Here is a 19,797-nt window from a genome sequence, read left to right on the forward strand (position 1 = left end):
CGGGTACAAGGTTCGCCAAAAGCCGGCGGTCCGCAAGCCCGGGCAAGGCAATCGGACAAGAATAATTGTCTTTCTGAGAGATTGAAAATGAGCAACCTGACCGACATGGAGATTTTCGCGCGCGTCGTGAGCGCCGGCAGCATGTCGGCGGCCGGACGCGAAATGAGCCTGTCGCCCGCGGTGGTTTCCAAACGCATCCGGCGGCTGGAGGAAAAACTCGGAACGCGCCTGTTGCAACGGACCACCCGCCAGATTGCGATGACCGAGGCCGGCCAGGGCTTCTATGGACGCGTCGTCGCCATCCTGGCGTCGGTGGAAGAGGCTGAAACCTTTGTCTCCCGCGGGTCCGCGAAGGCGCGCGGCAATCTGAAGGTGGCCGTGCCCACCTCCTTCGGCCGTCTGCACATCGCCCCGCATCTGGGCAAGTTTCTGACCGAAAACCCCGACCTGTCGGTCAATCTCGATCTGTCGGATGATTTTGTCGACATCGTCGGTGACGGCTATGACCTGGCTATCCGGATCGCCGAACTCTCCGATTCAAGCATGGTTGCCCGTCGACTGGCGCCCGTTCACAGGGTGCTGTGCGCCAGCCGGGAATATATCGAAAGATGCGGCAAACCGGAGTCCATCGAGGATCTCGTCGCGCACCACGTGACTATCGCCGCCACGAATCAGGACCCCTGGCGCCTTGCAGGACCGAACGGCATCGAGACCGTGCGCACACAGTCGCCGGTCAAGACCAACTCCAACGAGGTGGTGCGCGAATGCGTGCTGGCGGGTATCGGCATCGCGCTCAGGTCAACCTGGGACGTCGGCCCGGACCTGCGCGACGGCAAGCTTCAGATCCTGCTGCCCCAGTACAGGGCTTCCAAGGATGTCGGCCTTTACGCTGTTTATCCGAGCCGCCAGTTCCTGCCGGCAAAGGTGCGCGTGTTCATCGACTTTCTCGCAAACCTTTACGGCTCATCGCCTTATTGGGATACCGGGCTGGAGGAATGGCTGCATCTGCCGAACACGGCCCGGGCGGGTTGACCTCGGCCGCGCGCGAGCCAGACAGGTTTTCAATGGGGCGCCGAACTTGCGAAACCGGCGATGCCTTGCCGGAAATGCGGGATCGTGCGGTGACGGTCTGCGACGCTGCGTCGCTTGCATCCGCGAGCCGGATCCTGTTCAGTTCCAACGGGTTTGAACACACCCAAATCGAGGGAGAAACACATGCAGCGACTGCTGATGATCGCCGGAACCGCGCTTCTGGCCCTGACAGTTCAGGCAAGCGCCGAAGGCGACCCTGCAAAGGGCAAGAAGGTATTCAAGAAATGCGCCGCCTGCCACGCTGTCGGAGAGAAGGCCAAGAACAAGGTCGGCCCGCAGCTCAACGGCATTGTCGGCCGTCCCTGGGGCCAGGTCGAGGATTACAAATATTCCAAGGCTCTGATTGAACTGGGCGACGGCAAGGTCTGGGACGTGGAAACGCTCGACGCCTATCTGCTGAAGCCGAAGGACGTCATCCCGAAGGGCAAGATGGCCTTTGCCGGCCTGCGCAAGGAAGCGGATCGTGAAAACGTGATCGCCTATCTGGCCCAGTTCAAGGAAGACGGCACGAGCGAATAGGCTCCAGCAGGAACCGCATCTGGATAAGGCCGGGAATTCCCGGCCTTTTCTATTTTGAAGCCCTTCGAACCGGCCATCCCGGACGCAACGGCGCCGCGCGCCCGAACCTGATTGTCCGCAGACCCCAGCCGGTCAGTCCTCATCATGACGGTGACGGATCTTGCGCACCGTCCACCAGATCCCGAGGACGACGACAGGCACGGCCAGACCGGTCATGATATTGGCATCGGGCACGTTCAGGCCCGCGCCCTTGGCCGCCTTGGCGAGGTAGGAAATCAGACCGACCACATAGTAGCTCACGGCCGCGACCGACAGCCCCTCGACGGTCTGCTGCAGCCTGAGCTGCAGGCGCGCGCGCCGGTTCATCGACTGCAGCAGGCTGCGGTTCTGCTCTTCCAGTTCGACATCCACACGGGTGCGCAGGAGCGTCGTCGCCCTGGCGAGCTTGCGCGACAGCATCGCCTGACGGTCCTCTATCGCCTGGCAGGTGCGCATCGCCGGCGCCAGCCGGCGTACCAGGAACGACGCCAGGGACAGTTCTCCGGGGGCTGCCTGTTCGCGCAAGGTCTGGAACCGGGCCGTGACGATCTCGGCATAGGCCCGGCTGGCACCGAAGCGGAACGTGCTGGCGGTCGCACCCGCCTCCAGCGCGGCGGCGAGCGCCATGAACTTGTCCAGAAGGCCCTGGTTGGCGCCCAGCGCGGAACTGTCCCGCATCTGGCCGGTCAGTTCGGCGAGCTCGATTTCGAAGCGGCGGATATCCGGCTGGAGCCTGGTTGCCTCGAACAGGCCCAGCATGGCCAGCGTGCGATAGGTCTCCACTTCCAGAAGACGTTGTACCACAGCGCCCATCTGGACAGCGCCCAGGGACCGGTTGAAGACCAGAAACCGGGTCAGCCCGTCGCCATCCTGGTGAAAGTCGGTGGCCACCCGGGCGGCGCTGTCTTCCACATTGGAGACCGTCAGGCTGCCGCCGTCGAAGTGCCGCCGCCAGTCTTCCGACTCGCTCTCGTCCCGCACCTCCACCCGGACGGCGACCAGCAGGTCACCCGGCGCGCGAAATGCGGCCCCGAACGGATGCGAGCGCGGCAACTGTTCGAAGATGCCGCCCTGAACGGCCGGGCCGTCCCAGGAATAGGTGGTGAATTCGGCATGCTGTTCCCAGCTCAGCGTTCCGCCGCCGAAGGGGATCGTGTGATGGCGGGTGCCCGCGGCCGGTCCATGTCCCCCGCGCGAGATACAGAATTCCGTCAGCCAGGCTTCGTCGCTTGCCGCTTCGTCCGCATTGGTGAGAAAGGCGTAGAGCAGAACCGAGCGCGCACCGCTCATCGGCCGGAATGGTCGGGCATGAACTTCGCCCAGAACCCTCTCGCGCAACGGCGATGTTCTGAACTTGGGCAAGGACGACCCGTTTTCAGACCCCTGATCCAAAATGCCCCCCTTGGCATGAACACGCGTTCGTGGTGTGTCACCTTCCCCCAAGGCATGGTGGAAGCCAACCCTCAATATTGTCACACCGCGCCTTTCACGCGGCTCCTGCCGTCAAAACTGGTTAAAAAATTTGACCAATTGCGCCTGTGGCGCTAGCGTCCGCGCCAACACGAGGATACCAGAGCGCTTGTTCCAGCCTGTCGACCACCGGAAGACCGCCCTAGGGGCGGTCGAGCAGATCGAGGACCTGATCCTCAAGGGTGTGCTGCGTTCAGGCGACCGTCTGCCGGCGGAACGGGACCTTGCGGAGCAGATGGCCGTGTCCCGCCCGGTGCTGCGCGATGCCCTGAATATCCTGGAAAAGCGCCAGCTGATAGAGACCCGGCGGGGCGGCGGAACCTTCGTCGCGGACCTGATCGGACCGATCTTTTCGGAAGCGATCATCCAGTTGATCGCACGCCACCCGTCCGCGAGAAACGACTATTTCGAATTCCGGCGCGGCATCGAGGGGCAGGCAGCCGCTCTTGCCGCCGTGCGCGCTGCGCCTTCCGACCTTGGCCGGCTCGACGAAATAGTCGGCCAGATGCGCAAGGCCCACGATATCGGCGACCTTGCCATGGAAAGCCGTCTGGATGTGGCGTTCCACCATGCGGTCGGCGACGCCACCCACAACGTGGTGATGCTGCACACGCTGAGATCCTGTTACCGGCTGCTGGAGAACGGCGTCTTTTACGACAGGGGCCGGCTCTATGATCATCCGAGCGCCCGCATCGAGCTGTTGCGCCAGCATTGCACCATCGCCGATGCCATCCGGTCCGGTGACGCCGATCGCGCCAGACGCGCCTCGCAGGATCATATCGACTATGTTCGCGGCACTCTTGCCGAAGCTGAAAATCTGGACCGGCGGGAACAGCTCGCCGGCCTCAGGCGCCCTGAAACAGAAAAATCCATCCATCGTTCCTGAGTCCCGGGAGGACGTTCAATGACCCTTGTCACCGATGTTGCCGATATGCAGGCCCTGGCCCGTCGCCGGGTGCCCAAGATGTTCTACGATTATGCCGATACCGGATCGTGGACGCAGAGCACCTACCGGGAAAACGAAGCCGCCCTGCAACGCCAGAAGCTGCGCCAGCGCGTCGCCCGCAACATCGACAATCGCTCCGTCAAGACGACCATGATCGGCCAGGATGTGGCCATGCCCGTCGCCCTTGCCCCGGTCGGACTGACCGGCATGCAACATGCCGATGGCGAGATTCTGGCCGCTCAGGCGGCGGAAGAATTCGGTGTTCCCTTCACACTGTCCACCATGAGCATCTGCTCCATCGAGGACGTTGCCGAACACACCAAGTCGCCCTTCTGGTTCCAGCTCTACGTGATGCGCGACAGGGGCTTTTCCGAACGCCTGATGCAGCGCGCGGACGCCGCCGGCTGCTCGGCCCTGGTGCTGACGCTCGATCTCCAGGTTCTCGGCCAGCGGCACCGGGACCTCAAGAACGGCCTGAGCGCGCCGCCCAAGCCAAATCCGCTGGTGCTGGCCGACCTGGCACTGAAACCCCGCTGGTGCTGGAACATGCTGAAGACCGGCCGCCGCCAGTTCGGCAACATTCACGGTCACGTTTCGGGCGTCGACGACATGAGTTCGCTGGCGGAATGGACCAACAGCCAGTTCGACCCCTCCCTTGACTGGTCTTCGGTCGAGTGGGTCAAGAAACACTGGGACCGCAAGCTGATCCTCAAGGGCATCAACGATGTCGAGGACGCCAAAATCGCCGCCGATATCGGAGCCGACGCCATCGTCGTCTCCAACCATGGCGGCCGCCAGCTCGACGGTGCCCTGGCCTCCTATGATGTTCTTGGAGACATCGTCGACGCGGTCGGCGACCGGATCGAGGTCCATTTCGACGGCGGCATCCGCTCCGGCCAGGAACGTCTTCAGAGCCGTCGCCATGGGTGCCCGCAGCACCTATATCGGCCGTGCCTTCATCTATGGCCTCGGTGCCAGGGGAAAGGCCGGCGTGACCCAGGTTCTGGAGATCATGCGCAAGGAGCTGGATGTCACCATGGGCCTGTGCGGCGAGACCGACATCGGCAACGCGGGCCGGCACAACCTGGTGCTTTGATCCCTGCGGCCCGGCCTCCCGCGTTCCTTCGAACGCAGGAGGCCGGGCGCGGACATATTCGCCTTCTTGATGAAAATATCACAAACAATCATTTGCGCTGAAGTGTCGGGCAGCTCACATTGTGGCCGGTTTCCCAACAATTCGGCCCGTCATGAGCACAGTCTCTCCTGCCCTTCGTCCCGTGTCCAACGGACTCACCACCACGGATTACGGCCTTTATGCCGTCACCGTGATGGCCTGGGGATTCAGCTGGGTTGCCATGAAGGGTCAGGTCGCGACCGTCCCTGCCGAGGTGTCCGTGTTCTGGCGCTTTGTGCTGGCATCGGCGATCATGATGGTCTGGGCGCGCTACCGTGGCCACAATCTGTCTTTCGGATTTCGGGATCACCTGCGTTTCGCCGGCCTGGGCGCCCTGATTTTCTCGACCAACTTCACGCTGTTCTACTACGGGTCGGCCTCCCTGCCCTCCGGCCTGTTGGCCGTCATCTTCTCCACCGCATCGATCTTCAACCTGTTTCTGGGACTGGTGCTGTTCGGGCAAAGACCGAGCCTGATTGCGCTTGGCGCCGGCAGTCTCGGCTTCGCCGGCATCGGCCTGATGTTCCTGCCCAAGCTGACGGGTACGGAATTCAATTCCGGTGCCGCGCTCGGGCTGGCCTTCTGCGTCGGCGGAACACTGTCCTTCTGTCTGGGAAACATGCTGTCGGCCGACACCCAGCGGCGGGGCATCGGCGTGACCCCGGCAACGGCCTGGGGCATGGTCTACGGGATGATCTTTCTGGGGCTCTTTTCGGCCGTGCGCGGCCACAGCTTCGCGCCGGAATGGTCCCTCGGGTATCTGGGCGGCTTGACCTATCTGGCCGTCGTGGCCTCGGTCATCGCATTCGCGTCCTACCTGACGCTGCTCGGACGCATCGGCTCGGCCCGGGCCGGCTACGCAACGGTGCTGTTTCCGGTGGTGGCACTGACGGTATCGACCGTCTTCGAGGACTATCAGTGGACCCCGCTCGCCGCCGCGGGTCTGGTCTGCGTGCTGGGCGGCAACCTGATGATGCTGCGCGCCCGCTGAAACCCGGCAATCCGAAACGCAGTGAAAAAGCGCCGACGGACGCGGTTATTCGGCCGCCAACTGGCCCGTTCCATTGCCGACATTGCCGATCGCCGCAACCAGATGATTGCACAGCGTGTCGTGCATCGCATCACGCGCCCCGCCGGAACGCAACAGGGCAATGTCGCAGAACGGCAGCGATGGAAATCCGTCCTTTTCCTCGAGAATCCGCATGCCGTCGCGAATCGCACTTTCCGGGAACACCGTTACCGCAAGACCGGACTGAACCGCCCCGACCAGAGCCGCTGCGCTGGAACTGGTATAGGACACCCGGTAGCTCCGTCCTGCCCGGTCCAGGGCATCCATCGACAGCCGCCGCCAGCAGCAGCTCGCCGGGCCAAGCGCAAGCCGGACCACGTCCTGGGTATGAGCCGAATGCTGGGTCGAGGTGACCCAGTAGAGTGGCTCCCGCCGGATGATCTCGCCCCTGATGTCCATCGTGTCGCCCGATGTCGTGATGGCGACATCAAGAGCGCTGTCGCGGATCGCGTCGGTCAGCTTGGCGCTTGACGCACACTCCACCTGCACCTCGATCGACGGATTGAGACGGTTGAAGGCAGCCAGAACCTGCGGCAGCAACCGGTCCGCATAGTCGTCCGGCACGCCCAGCTTGACGTGTCCGACTTCCTTGTGGCCGTTGAAAGCGGACAGGGTCTCGTCATTCAGCAGGATCATGCGCCGGGCGAATTCGATAAGCCGCAAGCCGTCCTCGGTCAGCCGCGACTGACGGCCGTCCTTGATGAAGATCGGCTGCCCGACACGGTCCTCAAGACGGCGCATCTGCATGGACACGGCCGACTGGGTCTTGTGCACTGCCTCACCGGCCTTGGTGAAGCTGCCAAGTTCCGCGATCGCCAGAAACGTGCGCAACTGATCGATATCTAATGCGTGATTCATGCAGGACCCTGAACATGAGCCCCGTATCAGTGGGCTATTTGATTTGCGAATTGATCAGGCGAGATTACATCACAATCTGTGAAAAATCAATTGCATCTTGTCGTCCGGAAAATCGATAATTGTTATAACATCCTGAACCAAAACAGCTAATTCAATAAGCTCGTTTATTCAGCAGCTTGTGGAACGGAGAGATTGTCCAGCGACGAGACAATATGTTCCACCAGAGCATCGGTGACGCGCGAACTGTTGTGCCATGACCGCATGATGCCGATCTCGCACTCCGGCAATTTCGGAAAGCCGTCGGTTTCCGTCAGCACCCGCATGCCGGAGCGAAGCGCCGATTCCGGCAACACCGAAATGGCGAGCCCGGCCAGCACCGCGGCCCCGACCGCGGTCGAGTTCCAGCTCGAATAGAGCAGGCGGTGTTCGCGCATCTGATCGGCGAGCGCGCTGATCGCCGCCTTGCGCCAGTCGCAGGTCGCCCGACCGAGCGCGAGCGGCAGCGGCGATTCGTTTTCTACCGCGTGGCGGGCGGAGACGACCCACAGCAGCGGCTCGCGGCGCACAACGTCGACATTCTTGCGGCCCTTCTTCTGGACATGGGTGATGATGGCGACATCCAGTTCGCCCTCGGCGATCATGTCCGCAAGATTGGGCGTCGGTGCGCAGACCACGCTCACTTCCGCCTTGGGATTGGATCTGGAAAACCGGGCCAGAATTTCCGGCAGAAACCGGTCGGCGTAGTCGTCCGGCGTGCCGAGCCGGACCAGTCCCGCCAACTCCGTGTCGTCGAAGGCCGCCAGCGTCTCGTCATTGAGCTGAACCAGCCTGCGCGCGTAATGCAGCAGGCGTTCCCCGTGCTCGGTCAGCCGGGACTGACGTCCCACGCGCACAAACAGCGGTTTGCCGATGCGTTCCTCCAGCCGGCGCATCTGCATCGACACGGCGGACTGGGTCTTGTGTACGTTCTCCGCGGCGCGCGTGAAGCTGCCGCTTTCGGCAATGGCCACGAATGTCCGGAGCTGGTCGAGGTCGAGCATGGGCATCTCACTTATAAGATATTCTCATGCCTATCACGCCATCCATTCGAACGGGAAATGTTTTCTACCCGCCTGCCCTCACCCGTGTGGAGAGGCGGCCTCGCGCCAAACATCACAAAAAACGATTGTTTCAATCACAAACATTCGTTGGATTAATGTCTGGAAACCATCCATCTAGAGGGTGTTCCAACACAAGGATTGCCAGGCACTGGCGCGGAACGGGCTGCCGGAACTTCCTCCGGTCGCCAACAGGAGATTTTTGCCATGACACATATCGCAAGCACCCCGTTTTTCGCTCTCACCGGGCAGATGGCTGCCCGTGTCTGGCGCGTATACAACAACCGGCGCAAGTTCGCTGAGCTGAAGACCTGGTCCGACGAGCAGTTGAACGACATCGGCCTGACCCGGAGCGATGTTCGACGCGCAATGGCACAGCCGTTCTATCGCGATCCGACATCTCTTCTGAGCGGCGCCGCGGCACATCCGCGCCCGAGGTTGGCCGCCAACGCTCCGCTGACCGGGCCGGCGCTGACCCTCGCCCGCCCGCAGCGCGCAGGCAAGGATGGCCAACTGGCCGCCTGACCCCACGACGACCGGGACCCGTTCCCGGAGATAGTTTTATGCAGCCCCTGTCGGCAGCCTTGCTGACACAACTGGCCCGCCATCCCTGGCGGGCCTTTTTTTTTTGAGAAGCTTATCAGAATCCGGAACCGGCTCGGTCCGAAACACCGGCCAGCAGACCTAGTCCGTGCGGTAGTCCTTCGACGCCTTTTCAAAGAAGCTGTCGAACGCCTTGAACTGGCTGGACTGGAAATCCCGCCCGGCCGACATCCAGTCGGACACCATGCCTTCCAGCTCGGTTGCTTCGGCTTCCGGGCCGTCGTCTTCGTTCCCGGCCTCGTCGACGTTTTCTGGCGAAAGCGCGTCTTCTTCCAGCGGTTCCGGGTCGTGCCCGGCCGGTTTTTCAACGATGCTGGCCGGCTGCAGGAAAGCGCCCCAGAAGGACTGCATGGCATTGGCGTAGCCCTGAAGATAGTCGATCGGGCTCGGCTGCGGTTTGGGCCGGCCTCTCGCGAATCCCCGCAAGTAGGCATCGAGAAGATTGCGCGCTTCGCCCTGGACGAAGGGACGTGCGATCTGGCCCATGGCGAGGGTGGCCGCCACCGGCATCATCTCCTGTATGGCGCCGCTTTGCAGCCCGGTCAGGACCGAAACCTGGCCAGCCAGAGCCTGTTGCACCGCTTCAGGACCAAAAAACGGTGTCAACGCGGCTTCGGACGGGGTCTGGAAGAGGTTGGAATATCCGGCGAACGGCAATTGCGGACTGCCGGACAGGGGCGCCGACTGCCCCAGAAACTCGGTGAAACCCGGAACCGTGCTGCCGAAATAGCGGAACCCGTTCAGCGCCGCCGGCATGAGCTGTTCCATCACCCGGTTGAGGTCCTCGTTCGACCAGCCAAACCGGTTCCGGACATCCTCGCTCACGGAGAAAATGTCGAATGGGGGAGCTGCCGTCTCGCCGCCTGTCATTGCCCTGCTCCGGGTTCGCAATTGCAAGGCCTTGAGAAAACAGGCCATGGGCAAGCAGAGTGGCCCTTTGCAGGCTTTAGGTCAATTCGCGTGTTTGTCCGGCACCTGGCTGTCCCCTCACAATCACGCCGGTGACCTTGCCAACTGTCTCAATAGGCGTATTCGCGGAAGACTTGGGTGATGTCACCGTCCCAGGAGCCGTTGTAGCGCTGCAGGAGAATGTCGGCCGGGCACATGCCGGAGGCAAGCCCCTCCTCGATCGGCGCCAAATGCACCCGCTCGTCCAGATCACCGTCGCTGAGACGGTTGCGGCGCTTGAGACCCTCCTGCGCCAGCCCAAGCACGTCCTTGGCGACATGCAGGACCGTGCCGTTCCGGAATGGCGTCTCCAGCGCGGTTTTCGGAACGTCGCGGCGCATTGCCGCGCGTTCTTCGTGGGTCCAGTCCGCCACCAGTTCCCAGGCCTGATCCATCACGCCCTTGTCGTAGAGAAGACCGACCCAAAGCGCCGGCAGTGCGCAGATCCGCCGCCACGGGCCGCCGTCGGCACCGCGCATCTCGATGTATTTCTTCAGGCGGACATCCGGGAACAGGGTCGACAGGTGGTTGTTCCAGTCGCCGATCGATGGCGTCGCATCCGGCACCTTGCCCTCCAGCGCGCCGTTCATGAACTGCCGGAAGGTGGTGCCGGTGACGTCGTGATAGGTCTGCCCCCGCTTGACGAAATACATCGGCACGTCGACCGCCCAGTCGACATATTGCTCGAAGCCGAAGCCGTCCTCGAAGGCGAAGGCCAGATCGCCGGTGCGGTCGGCGTCCGTGTCCATCCAGATCTCTCCCCGGAAGGACTTGAAGCCGTTCGGCTTGCCTTCGGTAAAGGGAGAGTTCGCAAAAATGGCGGTCGCGACCGGCTGCAGCGCCAGGCCGATGCGCATCTTTTTGACCATGTCGGCTTCGGAGGAGAAATCCAGGTTCACCTGGATGGTCGAGGTCCGGTACATCATGTCGAGGCCGAGCGATCCGACCTTGGGCATGTAGTTGGTCATGATGTCATAGCGGGACTTGGGCATGCGCGGCATCTGGGACCGCGCCCAGGTCGGCGTCATGCCGATGCCCAGAAAACCGATGCCGAGCGGCTCGGCCACCTGGCGCACCTGGGCCAGATGCTGGTTGGCTTCCCGGCACGTCTGGTGAAGGGTTTCCAGCGGCGCGCCGGACAATTCGAACTGACCGCCCGGTTCGATGGAAATGGCGCCGCCGCCCCGGTCGTCCGCCAGACCGATGATCTTGCCGGCGTCCTCGATCCGTTCCCAGCCGGTCAGGTTTTCCATCCCGGTGAGCACGGCTTCCACACCCTTTTCGCCCTCATAGGGGATGGGGGTCAGATCCTTCAGGCAGAAACCGAATTTTTCGTGCTCGGTGCCAATGCGGAACCGCTCTTCCGGCTTGCTCCCCTCCTCGAGCGTGGCTGCCAGATCGGCAACCGTTTCAATCGGGGTGGAGTCGACCGTATCGCGGGCCATGTAACCGTCCTAAATTCTGCGCGGCGCCTCAGCAAAGACGTTGCAACGCCCGCAAACCGCTATGATCCGGCACGTTCGCAAGACGAACGCTTTTAAGCTTCGGTGATTTAGGAGTGCTGAAACAAGATTGCAAGCAAGGAAACGGCGGCGGGCGGATCTCACGCTATTCTGAAGACGGATAACGGTTCCTCGCGTCCGCGCAATTGCACGGTTCCGAGGCTGGTCGCATGCGCGCCCTCCGGCAGGTGCCGCATGGTCTCCGCGCTGGCGAGCGCGATGACCTTCGCCTTCGGATCGACCGTCTTGCCGTGCTCCTGGAGACGCGCGGCCACATTGACCGCGTCGCCGATGACGGTGTAGTTCATGCGCGCCGCCGAGCCAATGTCACCAACCACCACCTTGCCCGTGTGAACGCCGATCCGGACCCGCATGGTCTCTGCGGGTATTTGCGCGATCCGCTCGGCCAGCGCCCTGACCGCCGCGATCGCCAGGGCTGCGTGATCCGGCTGGTCGGAGGGCGCGCCCCAGAACGCCATCACGCCGTCGCCGAGAAACTTGTCGATCGTGCCGTGCCGCTCGGAGATGGCCTCCGACACGGTTTCGAAATAGCCGTTGAGATAGGAAGCCGTCTCTTCCGCGCTCATGTGCGAGGCCAGATCGGTAAAGCCGGCAAGATCGGTGAAGACGATCGTCATTTCCTTGATCTCGATATTGCGGGTGCTGGTCATGCCCTCTTCGACCAGCCGGGAGACAAGCTGCCGGGGCACGTATTTCGCAAAGGCGTTGAGCGCGCCGATTGACCCGTTGAAGGCCTGGTTGACATCGTCCAGTTCCACGAGCCGGGACCGCGGCAGCCGCTCTGACGCCGCGAACTCCAGGGTCCGCATCTGCGCGGCGGCATGGGCCAGTCTGCTCAGCGGGCGGCCGAGCAGACGGCCGACAATGAAGGACAGGACAGCCCCGACGACCAGCGCCACCAGTGCCGCGTAGAGCACGATCTGGGTCTGGTCCAGGGCCGCGCCGAAGTCGGCCGCCTGATAGAGCGTTCCCAGGGTCCATCCCGCCGCCGGGCCCGACTGCACTTCGGTGAAGATCGCCGTGAACATTCTTTGCAACCCCGGAAAGACCCTGCCCGAGATCCCGCCGCTCATGTCGAAAGCCCTGTCCTGGTCCTTCCAGATGAGATGCAGCGGCGATCCGGTCAGGCTGCCCAGGGCAGGCAACGGTGCATCGGCGCTTGCGGCAAACGCGCTTTCCGGAAGTCCGCCGACCACGATCGCCCGGTCCCGCCCGGCCAGAAGAAACACCTGTTGGCGGCCCTCCCACTCCATGGTTTTTGCGAGTGCCGCGAAGACCGGCTGGGGATAGTGAGCCGACAGCACCTGGCCGTTGCCGAGGTCAATGTCCGCTGACATGACACCGGTCCGGAACCCGTCCAGGTGGCGGAACTCCAACCAGCGCAGCGGGGACAGCCGACCGGCCGGGCCGTCCGCCGTCACCGTGCCGCCGAGCTCCAGCCTCGCGCCCTCGGGCAACAGCTTGCCGTAGACTTCCAGATCCGTGTCGCCGAGCCGGTTTCCGGTCACCGCCACATGGGCCGCGAACGAACGCAACAGCAGTTCCTGTTGCGCGAAGAACCCTTGCAGAACCGCCTCGTTGCCGTTCAGGACGGCGAGGCCCTGCTCGTCCAGCAGGCGTCCAGCAATACGCCGGTCCGCCGCGGCCATGTAGGTAATGATGATGCCGCAGATCAGCACGAGCAGCAAAGAGAAGACCAGGCCGAGCGTCACGCCGACAGGCAACCGGACCCGCAGGTGGCCCTTGCGGCCGGGCGGGCCGTCCCCCTGCTTGTCCCGTTCCTCCACCCCGGCGTTGCGGCCACTGCCGGTGACCGGCTCCTGCTTCGGCGGGACCTCCGGGGTCATGGGCCTATCTCCAATCGCCCAGGGTCGCCTGGATGATGGCGAGCGCGGCAACCGCCGCCGTGTCTGCCCGCAGGATACGGGGGCCGAGAGGAATGGGTGTGACAAAGTCCAGGCTGCGCAGCCTGTCCCGCTCCTCTTCGGAAAAGCCGCCTTCGGGTCCGATCAGAACCGCGAGGGGCGGCGCACCTGCGTCCTTCATCTGGGCCAGTGCCAGCAGCGGGTTGTCGGTGCCCTCGCCTTCATCGCAAAACAGCAGCCGCCGGCCGGGTTGCGCTTCCGGCCAGCCGTCCAGGACCTCCTGCAGGGGCTGGGGCGCCAGAACCTCGGGGACGCAGAGCACGCCGCATTGCTCGGAGGCCTCGATCACATTGGCCTCCATGCGTTCAAGATTGACCCGGCTTGCCTGTGTGTGCTGGGTCATCACCGGTTTCAGGCTGCCGGCGCCCATCTCCACGGCCTTTTGCACCATGTAGTCCAGCCGAGCGTGCTTGAGCGGCGCGAACATGTAGATCAGGTCGTTCCGCGCGGTCTGCTCGCGCAGGCGTTCGACCAGTTGCAACGTGCAATCGCGCCGGCTGTTGCTGGAAATCTTCGCCAGCCATTCGCCGTCACTGCCGTTGAAGACAAGCACGAAATCGCCGTCCCTGAGCCGCAGCACATTCAAAAGGTAGTTCGCCTGACCGCGATCCGCCTCGATGCGTGCACCGTCGGCAAGGATGTGTCGCAGGAATAGTCTTTGCATGTTGAACTCGTATTTGGCCATGAGCAGACCGTAGCCGCGATTGTGTGGGATTCAAGGCGGATCGGCCGGTTCCGCGACATACGAACCGTCTTCTTTGCCCCGGGCGGTCCGTCACCAGTCCGCATGCCTGTGGCCGGCTCTTGACCCTTCGCCCGCAAGCAGCCAGTTTTCTCCGGTCAGAAGGAATCACCTGCTTGAGCGAATCCCAGTCCAATGTCGCGGAGTTCTCCGTCTCCGAAATCTCCTTCTCCATCAAGCGCACGATGGAGGACACATTCGGCTATGTGCGGGTGCGCGGTGAACTGGGACGGATTTCCAGGCCCGGATCCGGTCACATCTATCTGGACCTGAAGGACGATCGCTCGGTTCTGTCCGGCGTGATCTGGCGAGGCGTCGCCTCCAAGTTGAAGATCCAGCCCGAACAGGGCCTCGAGGTAATCGCCACCGGCAAGATCACGACTTTTCCCGGACAGTCGAAATACCAGATGGTGATCGACGCGCTCGAGCCCGCGGGCGCCGGAGCCCTGATGGCGCTTCTGGAAGAACGCAAGAAAAAGCTCGCCGCGGAAGGGCTGTTCGCCGAGGACCGCAAGAAAAAACTGCCGCCGCTGCCGAAGGTGATCGGCGTGGTCACCTCGCCGACCGGCGCCGTCATCCGCGATATCCTGCACCGGATTTCCGACCGTTTCCCCATCCACGTTCTGGTCTGGCCGGTGCGGGTGCAGGGAGAAACGTCCGGCGCGGAAGTGGCCAACGGCATTCGCGGGTTCAATGCGCTGACCCCCGGCGGATCAATTCCGCGCCCGGACCTTGTGATCGTCGCCCGTGGTGGCGGCAGCATCGAGGATCTGTGGGGCTTCAATGAGGAAGCCGTCGTGCGCGCTGCCGCCGACAGCGCCATTCCGCTGATCTCGGCGGTCGGTCACGAGACCGACTGGACGCTGATCGACCTTGCCGCCGACCTGCGCGCGCCGACCCCGACCGGCGCCGCCGAAATCGCCGTTCCGGTGAAAGCGGAGCTGATGGCGATGGTCGACGACCGGTCGCGGCGGCTCAATTCCGGGCTGGTGCGGTTTGTCACCGGGCGCCGGACCGAATTGCGGGCCGCCAGTGCGGCGCTGCCCCAGCCGCAGGACCTGCTCGCCCTGCCGCGTCAGAAATTCGACAATCTCGCAAACAGCCTGGAACGCTCGCTGATCGTCAGCACGCGGACCCACCGGACCCACTTCCAGACCCTTCACGGGCGCCTGTCGCCAATGCTGCTGACGCGCCTGACCAGCAAAGCGCGCCAGGACCTTGTCCAGAACAGCGAGCGCCAGCAACGCGCGCTCAAGGTCGCGGTTGCCCAGAAACGGCAGGCCTATGCCGCGCTGGCCGCGCGGTTGACGCCGAGCCGCCTGGCCCAGCAGACGGTGCTCGGCCAGGAGCGCCTCGCCGGTCTCGGCGAGCGCCTGGAGCGGGCCTATGTCGCACGGGTTTCCCAGGAAAAAGCCCGGCTCGACGGTCTGCAGAAACTGCTCAAATCGCTGTCCTACAAGGATGTGCTCGCGCGTGGCTATGCGGTTGTCCGCAATGACGAAGGCCATCCGGTCCGCTCCGCAGATGCCGTGGCTCCGGGCGCTGCCCTCTCCATCGAACTGGCCGACGGATCGATCGACGCGGTTGCCGCCGGCGCGGGCGAAACGCCCGCTCCCGCAAAAGCCAGACCGAAGAAGGCCGCCTCGGGAAAACCCAAGCCTGCCGGTCAGGGCGACCTGTTCTGACACCTGCCGACCGGACGCACCCGACAGCGGCAGTCGACCTGAGCGAGACAAACCGGGGCAACCGACGATGTCGCGCGCGCGGCACCGCGCCGGATCGCAGCCCGGCATCCAATCGCACAACCTGGCGGCGCAACCTGGCGGCACAGCCTGCTTCGGTCGGTTTTAACCTATTCCCTTACACCAATCTTAAACCACCTATCGTAACGTCATGTCATTCTGTCAATTGACTTTCGGACGGGGGGCATCGATGCCGACACCACGCAAGCACTTTGGAAAACGCGGCCTGGCGCAGCAATCAGCGACGGGCTGGGGCAATTCGCAAACCCGGTACGGATCGGCAGCGCCGGCTTATGCCGCGCCCGGCTATGGCTCAGATGCAGACGAAGGCACCGGCATGTCCCTGGCGGGCATCGGGTCCGTGTTCGGAATGCTGTTCAGCTTTCAGGGGCGCATCGGCCGAATGGAGTACTGGGGCATCGGCATTGTCCGCTTCATCCTGATGATCGCCGCGGCCATCGCCTATGCCGGCAGCCTTCCGGCGAACAGCGCCCAGCTCGATTCCGCGGCGGTGCTTGGCGGCTTTATGGACACCGGCACCGGCATGATTTACCTGCTCGCGTTCGTCGCCCTGACGGTCTGCCTGTTTTCCCTCGAAGTCCGCCGCTGCCACGACCGGGATGCCTCCGGTCTGTGGATCCTGATCATGTTCATCCCGATCATCGGCGCGTTCTTCGCCCTCTATCTGTTTGTTGTCAATGGCTTTTTTCCGGGAACCCAGGGACCGAACCGCTTCGACTCCGGCCGCAGTCAGGCAGCCATCTTCGACTGACGCCCTCTTTGTTCAACGCAAGACGCCGCCGGAGACAGGCTCCGGCGGCGTCTTTTTTCGGTTTCGGCAGACCTGTTATCCCATCAGTTCCGGCAGGATGGTGATGATCGCCGGGAAGGCCAGAAGGCCACCAATCGTCAGGACGTCCGCGATGAAGAACGGCACGCAGCCGCGGAAGACTTCCTGCACCGGAATATCCGGCCGGACCCCGGAAACCACGAAGCAGTTCAGGCCGATGGGGGGCGTAATCAGACAGAGCTCCGCCATTTTCACCACCAGGATGCCGAACCAGATCGCGCAGGCCTCTCCCGACATGCCGAAGGCACTGTCCGCTGCCGTAACGCCTTCGCCGCCATTGAGCGCAATCACCGCCGGATAGACCACCGGCAGGGTCAGGATCAGCATGCCGATCGCATCCATGAACATGCCGAGAACGGCATAGGCCAGCAGGATGCAGATCATCACGATCCAGGGCGAGAATTCGAGCGCGACGATGAAGTCCTTGAAAGCGTCCGGCAGGCCCGCAAAGCCCAGGAAGCGCACATAGACCAGCACGCCCCAGATCAGTGTGAAGATCATCACGGTGAGCTTTGCCGTCTCGTGCAAGGCCTGGCCTAGCTGCCGGCCGCGCATGCCTTTGGCAAAGGCGACCACAAGCACCACAAAGGCGCCGAGCGACCCCGCCTCGGTCGGCGTTGCCAGTCCGAAGAAGAACGAGCAGAAGATGATCGCCACCACGGCGATGATCGGCAGAGTGCCCGGAACACTTTCGAAACGCTCTTTCCAGGTGTAGCCCTTGATCGCCGGAGCGTCGCCACGCCAGGCGGAGACCGCCACGATGATGCCGACGTAGACCAGCGCGGAGAACACGCCGGGCAGGAAACCGGCGATCAGAAGCTTGCCGACGGACTGCTCCACCAGGATCGCGTAGATCACCAGAATGGCAGAGGGCGGGATCAGCGACGCGAGCGTTCCGCCGGCGGCAACCACGGCGGCCGACAGCCGCTTGGAATAGCCGGCGGCCAGCATTTCGGGAATGGCCACACGGGCGAACACCGCGGCGGTCGCGACGGAGGCTCCGGAGACGGCTGCGAAGCCGGCCGTGGAGAACACCGTTCCAACGGCCATGCCGCCCGGCAACCATCCGAGCCAGCGTTTGGCGGCCTCGAACAATTGCTTGGTGAAACCGGCGTAGAACGCCAGGAAACCGATCAGGATGAATGTCGGCAAGACCGACAGGGCGTAGGTGACGGACTTGGAATGCGGGATCGTTCCGGCCATCTTGAGCGCCACGAAAAACCCGCGCTCGAAGCCCATCTTCATGGAGAACAGCACGATCAGGCCGACCAGGCCGGTAAAGGCAGCGGCGAACGCGACCCGCACGCCGATCACGACAAGAACCAGCAGGACGCCGGTCATCATGATGCCAACATCAAACGGCGTCATCTGGCTTCTCCTTCGCCCGTGTCCTCGCCAAGGGCTTCCTCGATCTCGTGTTTGGCATGTTCCTCGACACCCTCGATCACCGGCACGGCGACCGCGTCACGCGTCGGATCCGCGACCAGGCGGCTATAGCCGTAGATCTGCATGAGCAGACGCAGGAACAGCAGCCCGAGCGCCGCCGGTATCATCAGCTTCGACGGCCAGGTCGGCAGACGTATGTCCATGGTGCTGTCGCCGATCCCCCAGGAGCGGCCGAAGTGGTACCAGGACCCCCAGATGAGCAGTGCGACCGTGACGGCGATCAGGATGACACCAAGCATCTCGCAAACGTAAAGCGTACGGCCACTCAACTTGCCGAGCACGATTTCCATGCGGATATGCCCGCCGACGCGCTGGCAATAGGCCACGCCGGCGAAGGCGAAAATCGCCATCGCCTGTTCGGTGATATCGATGAAGCCCGGAACCGGCATGTTGAACAACAGGCGGCCCAGGACCTGGGCGACGGCCAGCAGCATCAAGGCGAGGATCGAGAAGGCCGCGAACAGGTTGAAGGCGTTTTCGACGTGGCTGAGCCAGCCGTCGAAACGAATAAAGGTAACCGGGCGTTCCGAAGCGGAACGGCTACCGGGATCAATTGTCATCATGAGTGTCAGCCCCGAGCAGGGCTTTCTGGCGCCGCACCCTTGGATGTGCGCCAGAAAGCATGAGGTCAATCAGGAAGTGCCGGTTTATTCGGCGATGGTCTTCTTGACCATGTCGAGCAGTTCCTGAGCGGGCAGACCATTGGCGGACTGCTCTTCGACCCAGGCGCTCTGGATCGGCCCGGCCTTTTCGGCGAAGGCGGCCAGTTCCTCGTCGGAAAACTCGATCTGCGTGACGCCGCGGCTTTCCAGCTCGGGCCACCACTTGTCGTAGACCTTCGCGTAGGTGTCGAGGTAATGCGCGATCGCCGGATCCACGGACGCGTCCAGCGCGGCCTTCAGGTCGTCCGGCAGGGCCTCGTAAGCCTCGATATTGACCACGATCGGGCAATGCACGGTGCCCGGATTGAGGTTCTTGGTCCACCAGTCGGCGACTTCAACCACCTTGAAGGACAGGTGCGCATGCGGTGCAAAGCCGGCGGCCTGCACGGTGCCGGAGTCGATCGCCTGATAGGTTTCAGACGCGGTGACGGAAGTGGGCACGGCACCGACGGCTTCCATCAGCTTGCCGAGACCGCCCAGCGCGCGCACACGCATGCCGTCGAAGTCCGCGATGCTCTCCGGCACATCGCCCTTGCCCGCAAAGTTGTACTGCGGCATCGGCGAAGGCATCAGCAGCTTGGCGTTCCAGCGTCCGAGGTCGGCCTGTACGGCGGGGTGCGCGTAGAGTGCCTTGGAGACCTTCACTTCGGTTTCCAGATCCGAAACACCGAGGAACGGCAGTTCCAGAACTGTCAGGCTCGGGTTCTTGTCGGCATGATAGGAGGCACAGAACTGCGCCATCTCGAATGCACCGAAGGAAATCCCGTCAAGGTTCTCACGGGACTTGGACAACGCACCGCCGTAGTGGAGCTTGATTTCGAATTTCCCGTCGGTCCGCGCAGCCACTTCTTCAGCCAGCTTCTCGACATGCTCGGTGAAGGCGCGGCGCTTGCCCCACAGCGACACATTCCAGGTCACGTCAGCGGCGAAGGTTTCGGTGGCAAAAACAACGGACAGCGCAGCCGCGGACACAGCGGTCGCGGACTTGAGTGAAAAGAGCATGCAATCCTCCCGAGATCATCGGCCATGCTTCAGACGAGAAACATGGCCCTGCTCATTTCCCTGGTCGCTCAGCCTGGACACTTCTCATGC

The 19,797-nt window shown here is 63.2% G+C and carries 17 protein-coding genes and 1 pseudogene; 8 read left to right on the plus strand and 10 right to left on the minus strand.

Annotation, left to right across the window (positions count from 1 at the left end; genetic code table 11):
• Positions 1-87 precede the first annotated feature (87 nt).
• Positions 88-1,032, plus strand: coding sequence for a LysR family transcriptional regulator (locus AC0VX3_RS23360; RefSeq protein WP_342891119.1), 945 nt, complete (start codon positions 88-90; stop codon positions 1,030-1,032).
• 183 nt (positions 1,033-1,215) lie between these two features.
• Positions 1,216-1,611, plus strand: a complete 396-nt coding sequence (locus AC0VX3_RS23365) for a c-type cytochrome (RefSeq protein WP_475522529.1) — start codon at positions 1,216-1,218, stop codon at positions 1,609-1,611.
• 132 nt (positions 1,612-1,743) lie between these two features.
• Here the strand turns inward: AC0VX3_RS23365 and AC0VX3_RS23370 are convergent, their stop codons facing one another.
• A complete protein-coding gene (locus tag AC0VX3_RS23370) occupies positions 1,744-3,012 on the minus strand; it encodes a DUF3422 family protein (RefSeq protein WP_475522530.1) in 1,269 nt (422 codons plus the stop codon).
• Positions 3,013-3,217: 205 nt separating this feature from the next.
• Here AC0VX3_RS23370 and AC0VX3_RS23375 point away from each other — a divergent pair, with 205 nt between their 5' ends.
• From AC0VX3_RS23375 to AC0VX3_RS23385, 3 genes and pseudogenes are all read left to right on the plus strand, one after another.
• Positions 3,218-4,006, plus strand: coding sequence for a FadR/GntR family transcriptional regulator (locus AC0VX3_RS23375; RefSeq protein WP_475525238.1), 789 nt, complete (start codon positions 3,218-3,220; stop codon positions 4,004-4,006).
• Between the two features lie 18 nt (positions 4,007-4,024).
• Positions 4,025-5,162, plus strand: a pseudogene (locus AC0VX3_RS23380) (alpha-hydroxy acid oxidase).
• Positions 5,163-5,313: 151 nt separating this feature from the next.
• On the plus strand, positions 5,314-6,231 hold the full coding sequence (locus AC0VX3_RS23385; RefSeq protein WP_475522531.1) for a DMT family transporter: 918 nt from the start codon (positions 5,314-5,316) through the stop codon (positions 6,229-6,231).
• Positions 6,232-6,276: 45 nt separating this feature from the next.
• Here the strand turns inward: AC0VX3_RS23385 and AC0VX3_RS23390 are convergent, their stop codons facing one another.
• Positions 6,277-7,167 (minus strand): LysR substrate-binding domain-containing protein, encoded by an 891-nt coding sequence (locus tag AC0VX3_RS23390; RefSeq protein ID WP_475522532.1) that lies wholly within the window; start codon positions 7,165-7,167, stop codon positions 6,277-6,279.
• 164 nt (positions 7,168-7,331) lie between these two features.
• On the minus strand, positions 7,332-8,207 hold the full coding sequence (locus tag AC0VX3_RS23395; RefSeq protein WP_348145389.1) for a LysR substrate-binding domain-containing protein: 876 nt from the start codon (positions 8,205-8,207) through the stop codon (positions 7,332-7,334).
• A 264-nt stretch (positions 8,208-8,471) separates the two neighbouring features.
• On the opposite strand from AC0VX3_RS23395, the gene AC0VX3_RS23400 reads away from it, so the two are divergent.
• A complete protein-coding gene (locus tag AC0VX3_RS23400) occupies positions 8,472-8,789 on the plus strand; it encodes a DUF1127 domain-containing protein (RefSeq protein WP_475522533.1) in 318 nt (105 codons plus the stop codon).
• A 159-nt stretch (positions 8,790-8,948) separates the two neighbouring features.
• Here the strand turns inward: AC0VX3_RS23400 and AC0VX3_RS23405 are convergent, their stop codons facing one another.
• The 4 genes from AC0VX3_RS23405 to AC0VX3_RS23420 all read right to left on the minus strand — a co-directional run bounded on the left by AC0VX3_RS23405 (position 8,949) and on the right by AC0VX3_RS23420 (position 13,948).
• Positions 8,949-9,737 (minus strand): DUF937 domain-containing protein, encoded by a 789-nt coding sequence (locus tag AC0VX3_RS23405; RefSeq protein ID WP_475522534.1) that lies wholly within the window; start codon positions 9,735-9,737, stop codon positions 8,949-8,951.
• Positions 9,738-9,886: 149 nt separating this feature from the next.
• Positions 9,887-11,260, minus strand: a complete 1,374-nt coding sequence (locus tag AC0VX3_RS23410) for a glutamate--cysteine ligase (protein WP_475522535.1) — start codon at positions 11,258-11,260, stop codon at positions 9,887-9,889.
• 158 nt (positions 11,261-11,418) lie between these two features.
• Positions 11,419-13,185: an adenylate/guanylate cyclase domain-containing protein gene (locus AC0VX3_RS23415; RefSeq protein WP_475522536.1), complete on the minus strand. Its 1,767-nt coding sequence runs from the start codon at positions 13,183-13,185 to the stop codon at positions 11,419-11,421.
• Positions 13,186-13,189: 4 nt separating this feature from the next.
• Complete coding sequence (locus AC0VX3_RS23420) at positions 13,190-13,948, minus strand: 16S rRNA (uracil(1498)-N(3))-methyltransferase (protein ID WP_475522537.1); 759 nt, start codon at positions 13,946-13,948, stop codon at positions 13,190-13,192.
• A gap of 173 nt (positions 13,949-14,121) precedes the next feature.
• On the opposite strand from AC0VX3_RS23420, the gene xseA reads away from it, so the two are divergent.
• Both xseA and AC0VX3_RS23430 read left to right on the plus strand, forming a co-directional pair.
• Positions 14,122-15,690, plus strand: a complete 1,569-nt coding sequence (gene xseA / locus AC0VX3_RS23425; protein ID WP_475522538.1) for an exodeoxyribonuclease VII large subunit — start codon at positions 14,122-14,124, stop codon at positions 15,688-15,690.
• A 247-nt stretch (positions 15,691-15,937) separates the two neighbouring features.
• Positions 15,938-16,519, plus strand: coding sequence for a DUF805 domain-containing protein (locus AC0VX3_RS23430; protein WP_475522539.1), 582 nt, complete (start codon positions 15,938-15,940; stop codon positions 16,517-16,519).
• 75 nt (positions 16,520-16,594) lie between these two features.
• Here the strand turns inward: AC0VX3_RS23430 and AC0VX3_RS23435 are convergent, their stop codons facing one another.
• From AC0VX3_RS23435 to AC0VX3_RS23445, 3 genes are all read right to left on the minus strand, one after another.
• A complete protein-coding gene (locus AC0VX3_RS23435; protein ID WP_342891134.1) occupies positions 16,595-17,965 on the minus strand; it encodes a TRAP transporter large permease in 1,371 nt (456 codons plus the stop codon).
• The gene (locus AC0VX3_RS23440; protein WP_475522540.1) at positions 17,962-18,606 is read right to left on the minus strand and encodes a TRAP transporter small permease subunit; all 645 of its coding nucleotides are present in this window, start codon (positions 18,604-18,606) and stop codon (positions 17,962-17,964) included. Before AC0VX3_RS23440 ends, AC0VX3_RS23435 begins: the two co-directional genes overlap by 4 nt.
• Before the next feature lie 84 nt (positions 18,607-18,690).
• A complete protein-coding gene (locus tag AC0VX3_RS23445) occupies positions 18,691-19,707 on the minus strand; it encodes a C4-dicarboxylate TRAP transporter substrate-binding protein (protein WP_475522541.1) in 1,017 nt (338 codons plus the stop codon).
• Positions 19,708-19,797 lie beyond the last annotated feature (90 nt).

The sequence above is a fragment of the Roseibium sp. QJM3NY_11 genome, assembly GCF_056173175.1.

Coding starts and splice junctions, on each gene's coding strand:
- AC0VX3_RS23360 (WP_342891119.1), top strand. CDS start 88: ATGAGCAACCTGACCGACATGGAGATTTTCGCGCGCGTCGTGAGCGCC.
- AC0VX3_RS23365 (WP_475522529.1), top strand. CDS start 1,216: ATGCAGCGACTGCTGATGATCGCCGGAACCGCGCTTCTGGCCCTGACA.
- AC0VX3_RS23385 (WP_475522531.1), top strand. CDS start 5,314: ATGAGCACAGTCTCTCCTGCCCTTCGTCCCGTGTCCAACGGACTCACC.
- AC0VX3_RS23390 (WP_475522532.1), bottom strand. CDS start 7,167: ATGAATCACGCATTAGATATCGATCAGTTGCGCACGTTTCTGGCGATC.
- AC0VX3_RS23395 (WP_348145389.1), bottom strand. CDS start 8,207: ATGCTCGACCTCGACCAGCTCCGGACATTCGTGGCCATTGCCGAAAGC.
- AC0VX3_RS23400 (WP_475522533.1), top strand. CDS start 8,472: ATGACACATATCGCAAGCACCCCGTTTTTCGCTCTCACCGGGCAGATG.
- AC0VX3_RS23405 (WP_475522534.1), bottom strand. CDS start 9,737: ATGACAGGCGGCGAGACGGCAGCTCCCCCATTCGACATTTTCTCCGTG.
- AC0VX3_RS23410 (WP_475522535.1), bottom strand. CDS start 11,260: ATGGCCCGCGATACGGTCGACTCCACCCCGATTGAAACGGTTGCCGAT.
- AC0VX3_RS23415 (WP_475522536.1), bottom strand. CDS start 13,185: ATGACCCCGGAGGTCCCGCCGAAGCAGGAGCCGGTCACCGGCAGTGGC.
- AC0VX3_RS23420 (WP_475522537.1), bottom strand. CDS start 13,948: ATGGCCAAATACGAGTTCAACATGCAAAGACTATTCCTGCGACACATC.
- AC0VX3_RS23430 (WP_475522539.1), top strand. CDS start 15,938: ATGCCGACACCACGCAAGCACTTTGGAAAACGCGGCCTGGCGCAGCAA.
- AC0VX3_RS23435 (WP_342891134.1), bottom strand. CDS start 17,965: ATGACGCCGTTTGATGTTGGCATCATGATGACCGGCGTCCTGCTGGTT.
- AC0VX3_RS23440 (WP_475522540.1), bottom strand. CDS start 18,606: ATGATGACAATTGATCCCGGTAGCCGTTCCGCTTCGGAACGCCCGGTT.
- AC0VX3_RS23445 (WP_475522541.1), bottom strand. CDS start 19,707: ATGCTCTTTTCACTCAAGTCCGCGACCGCTGTGTCCGCGGCTGCGCTG.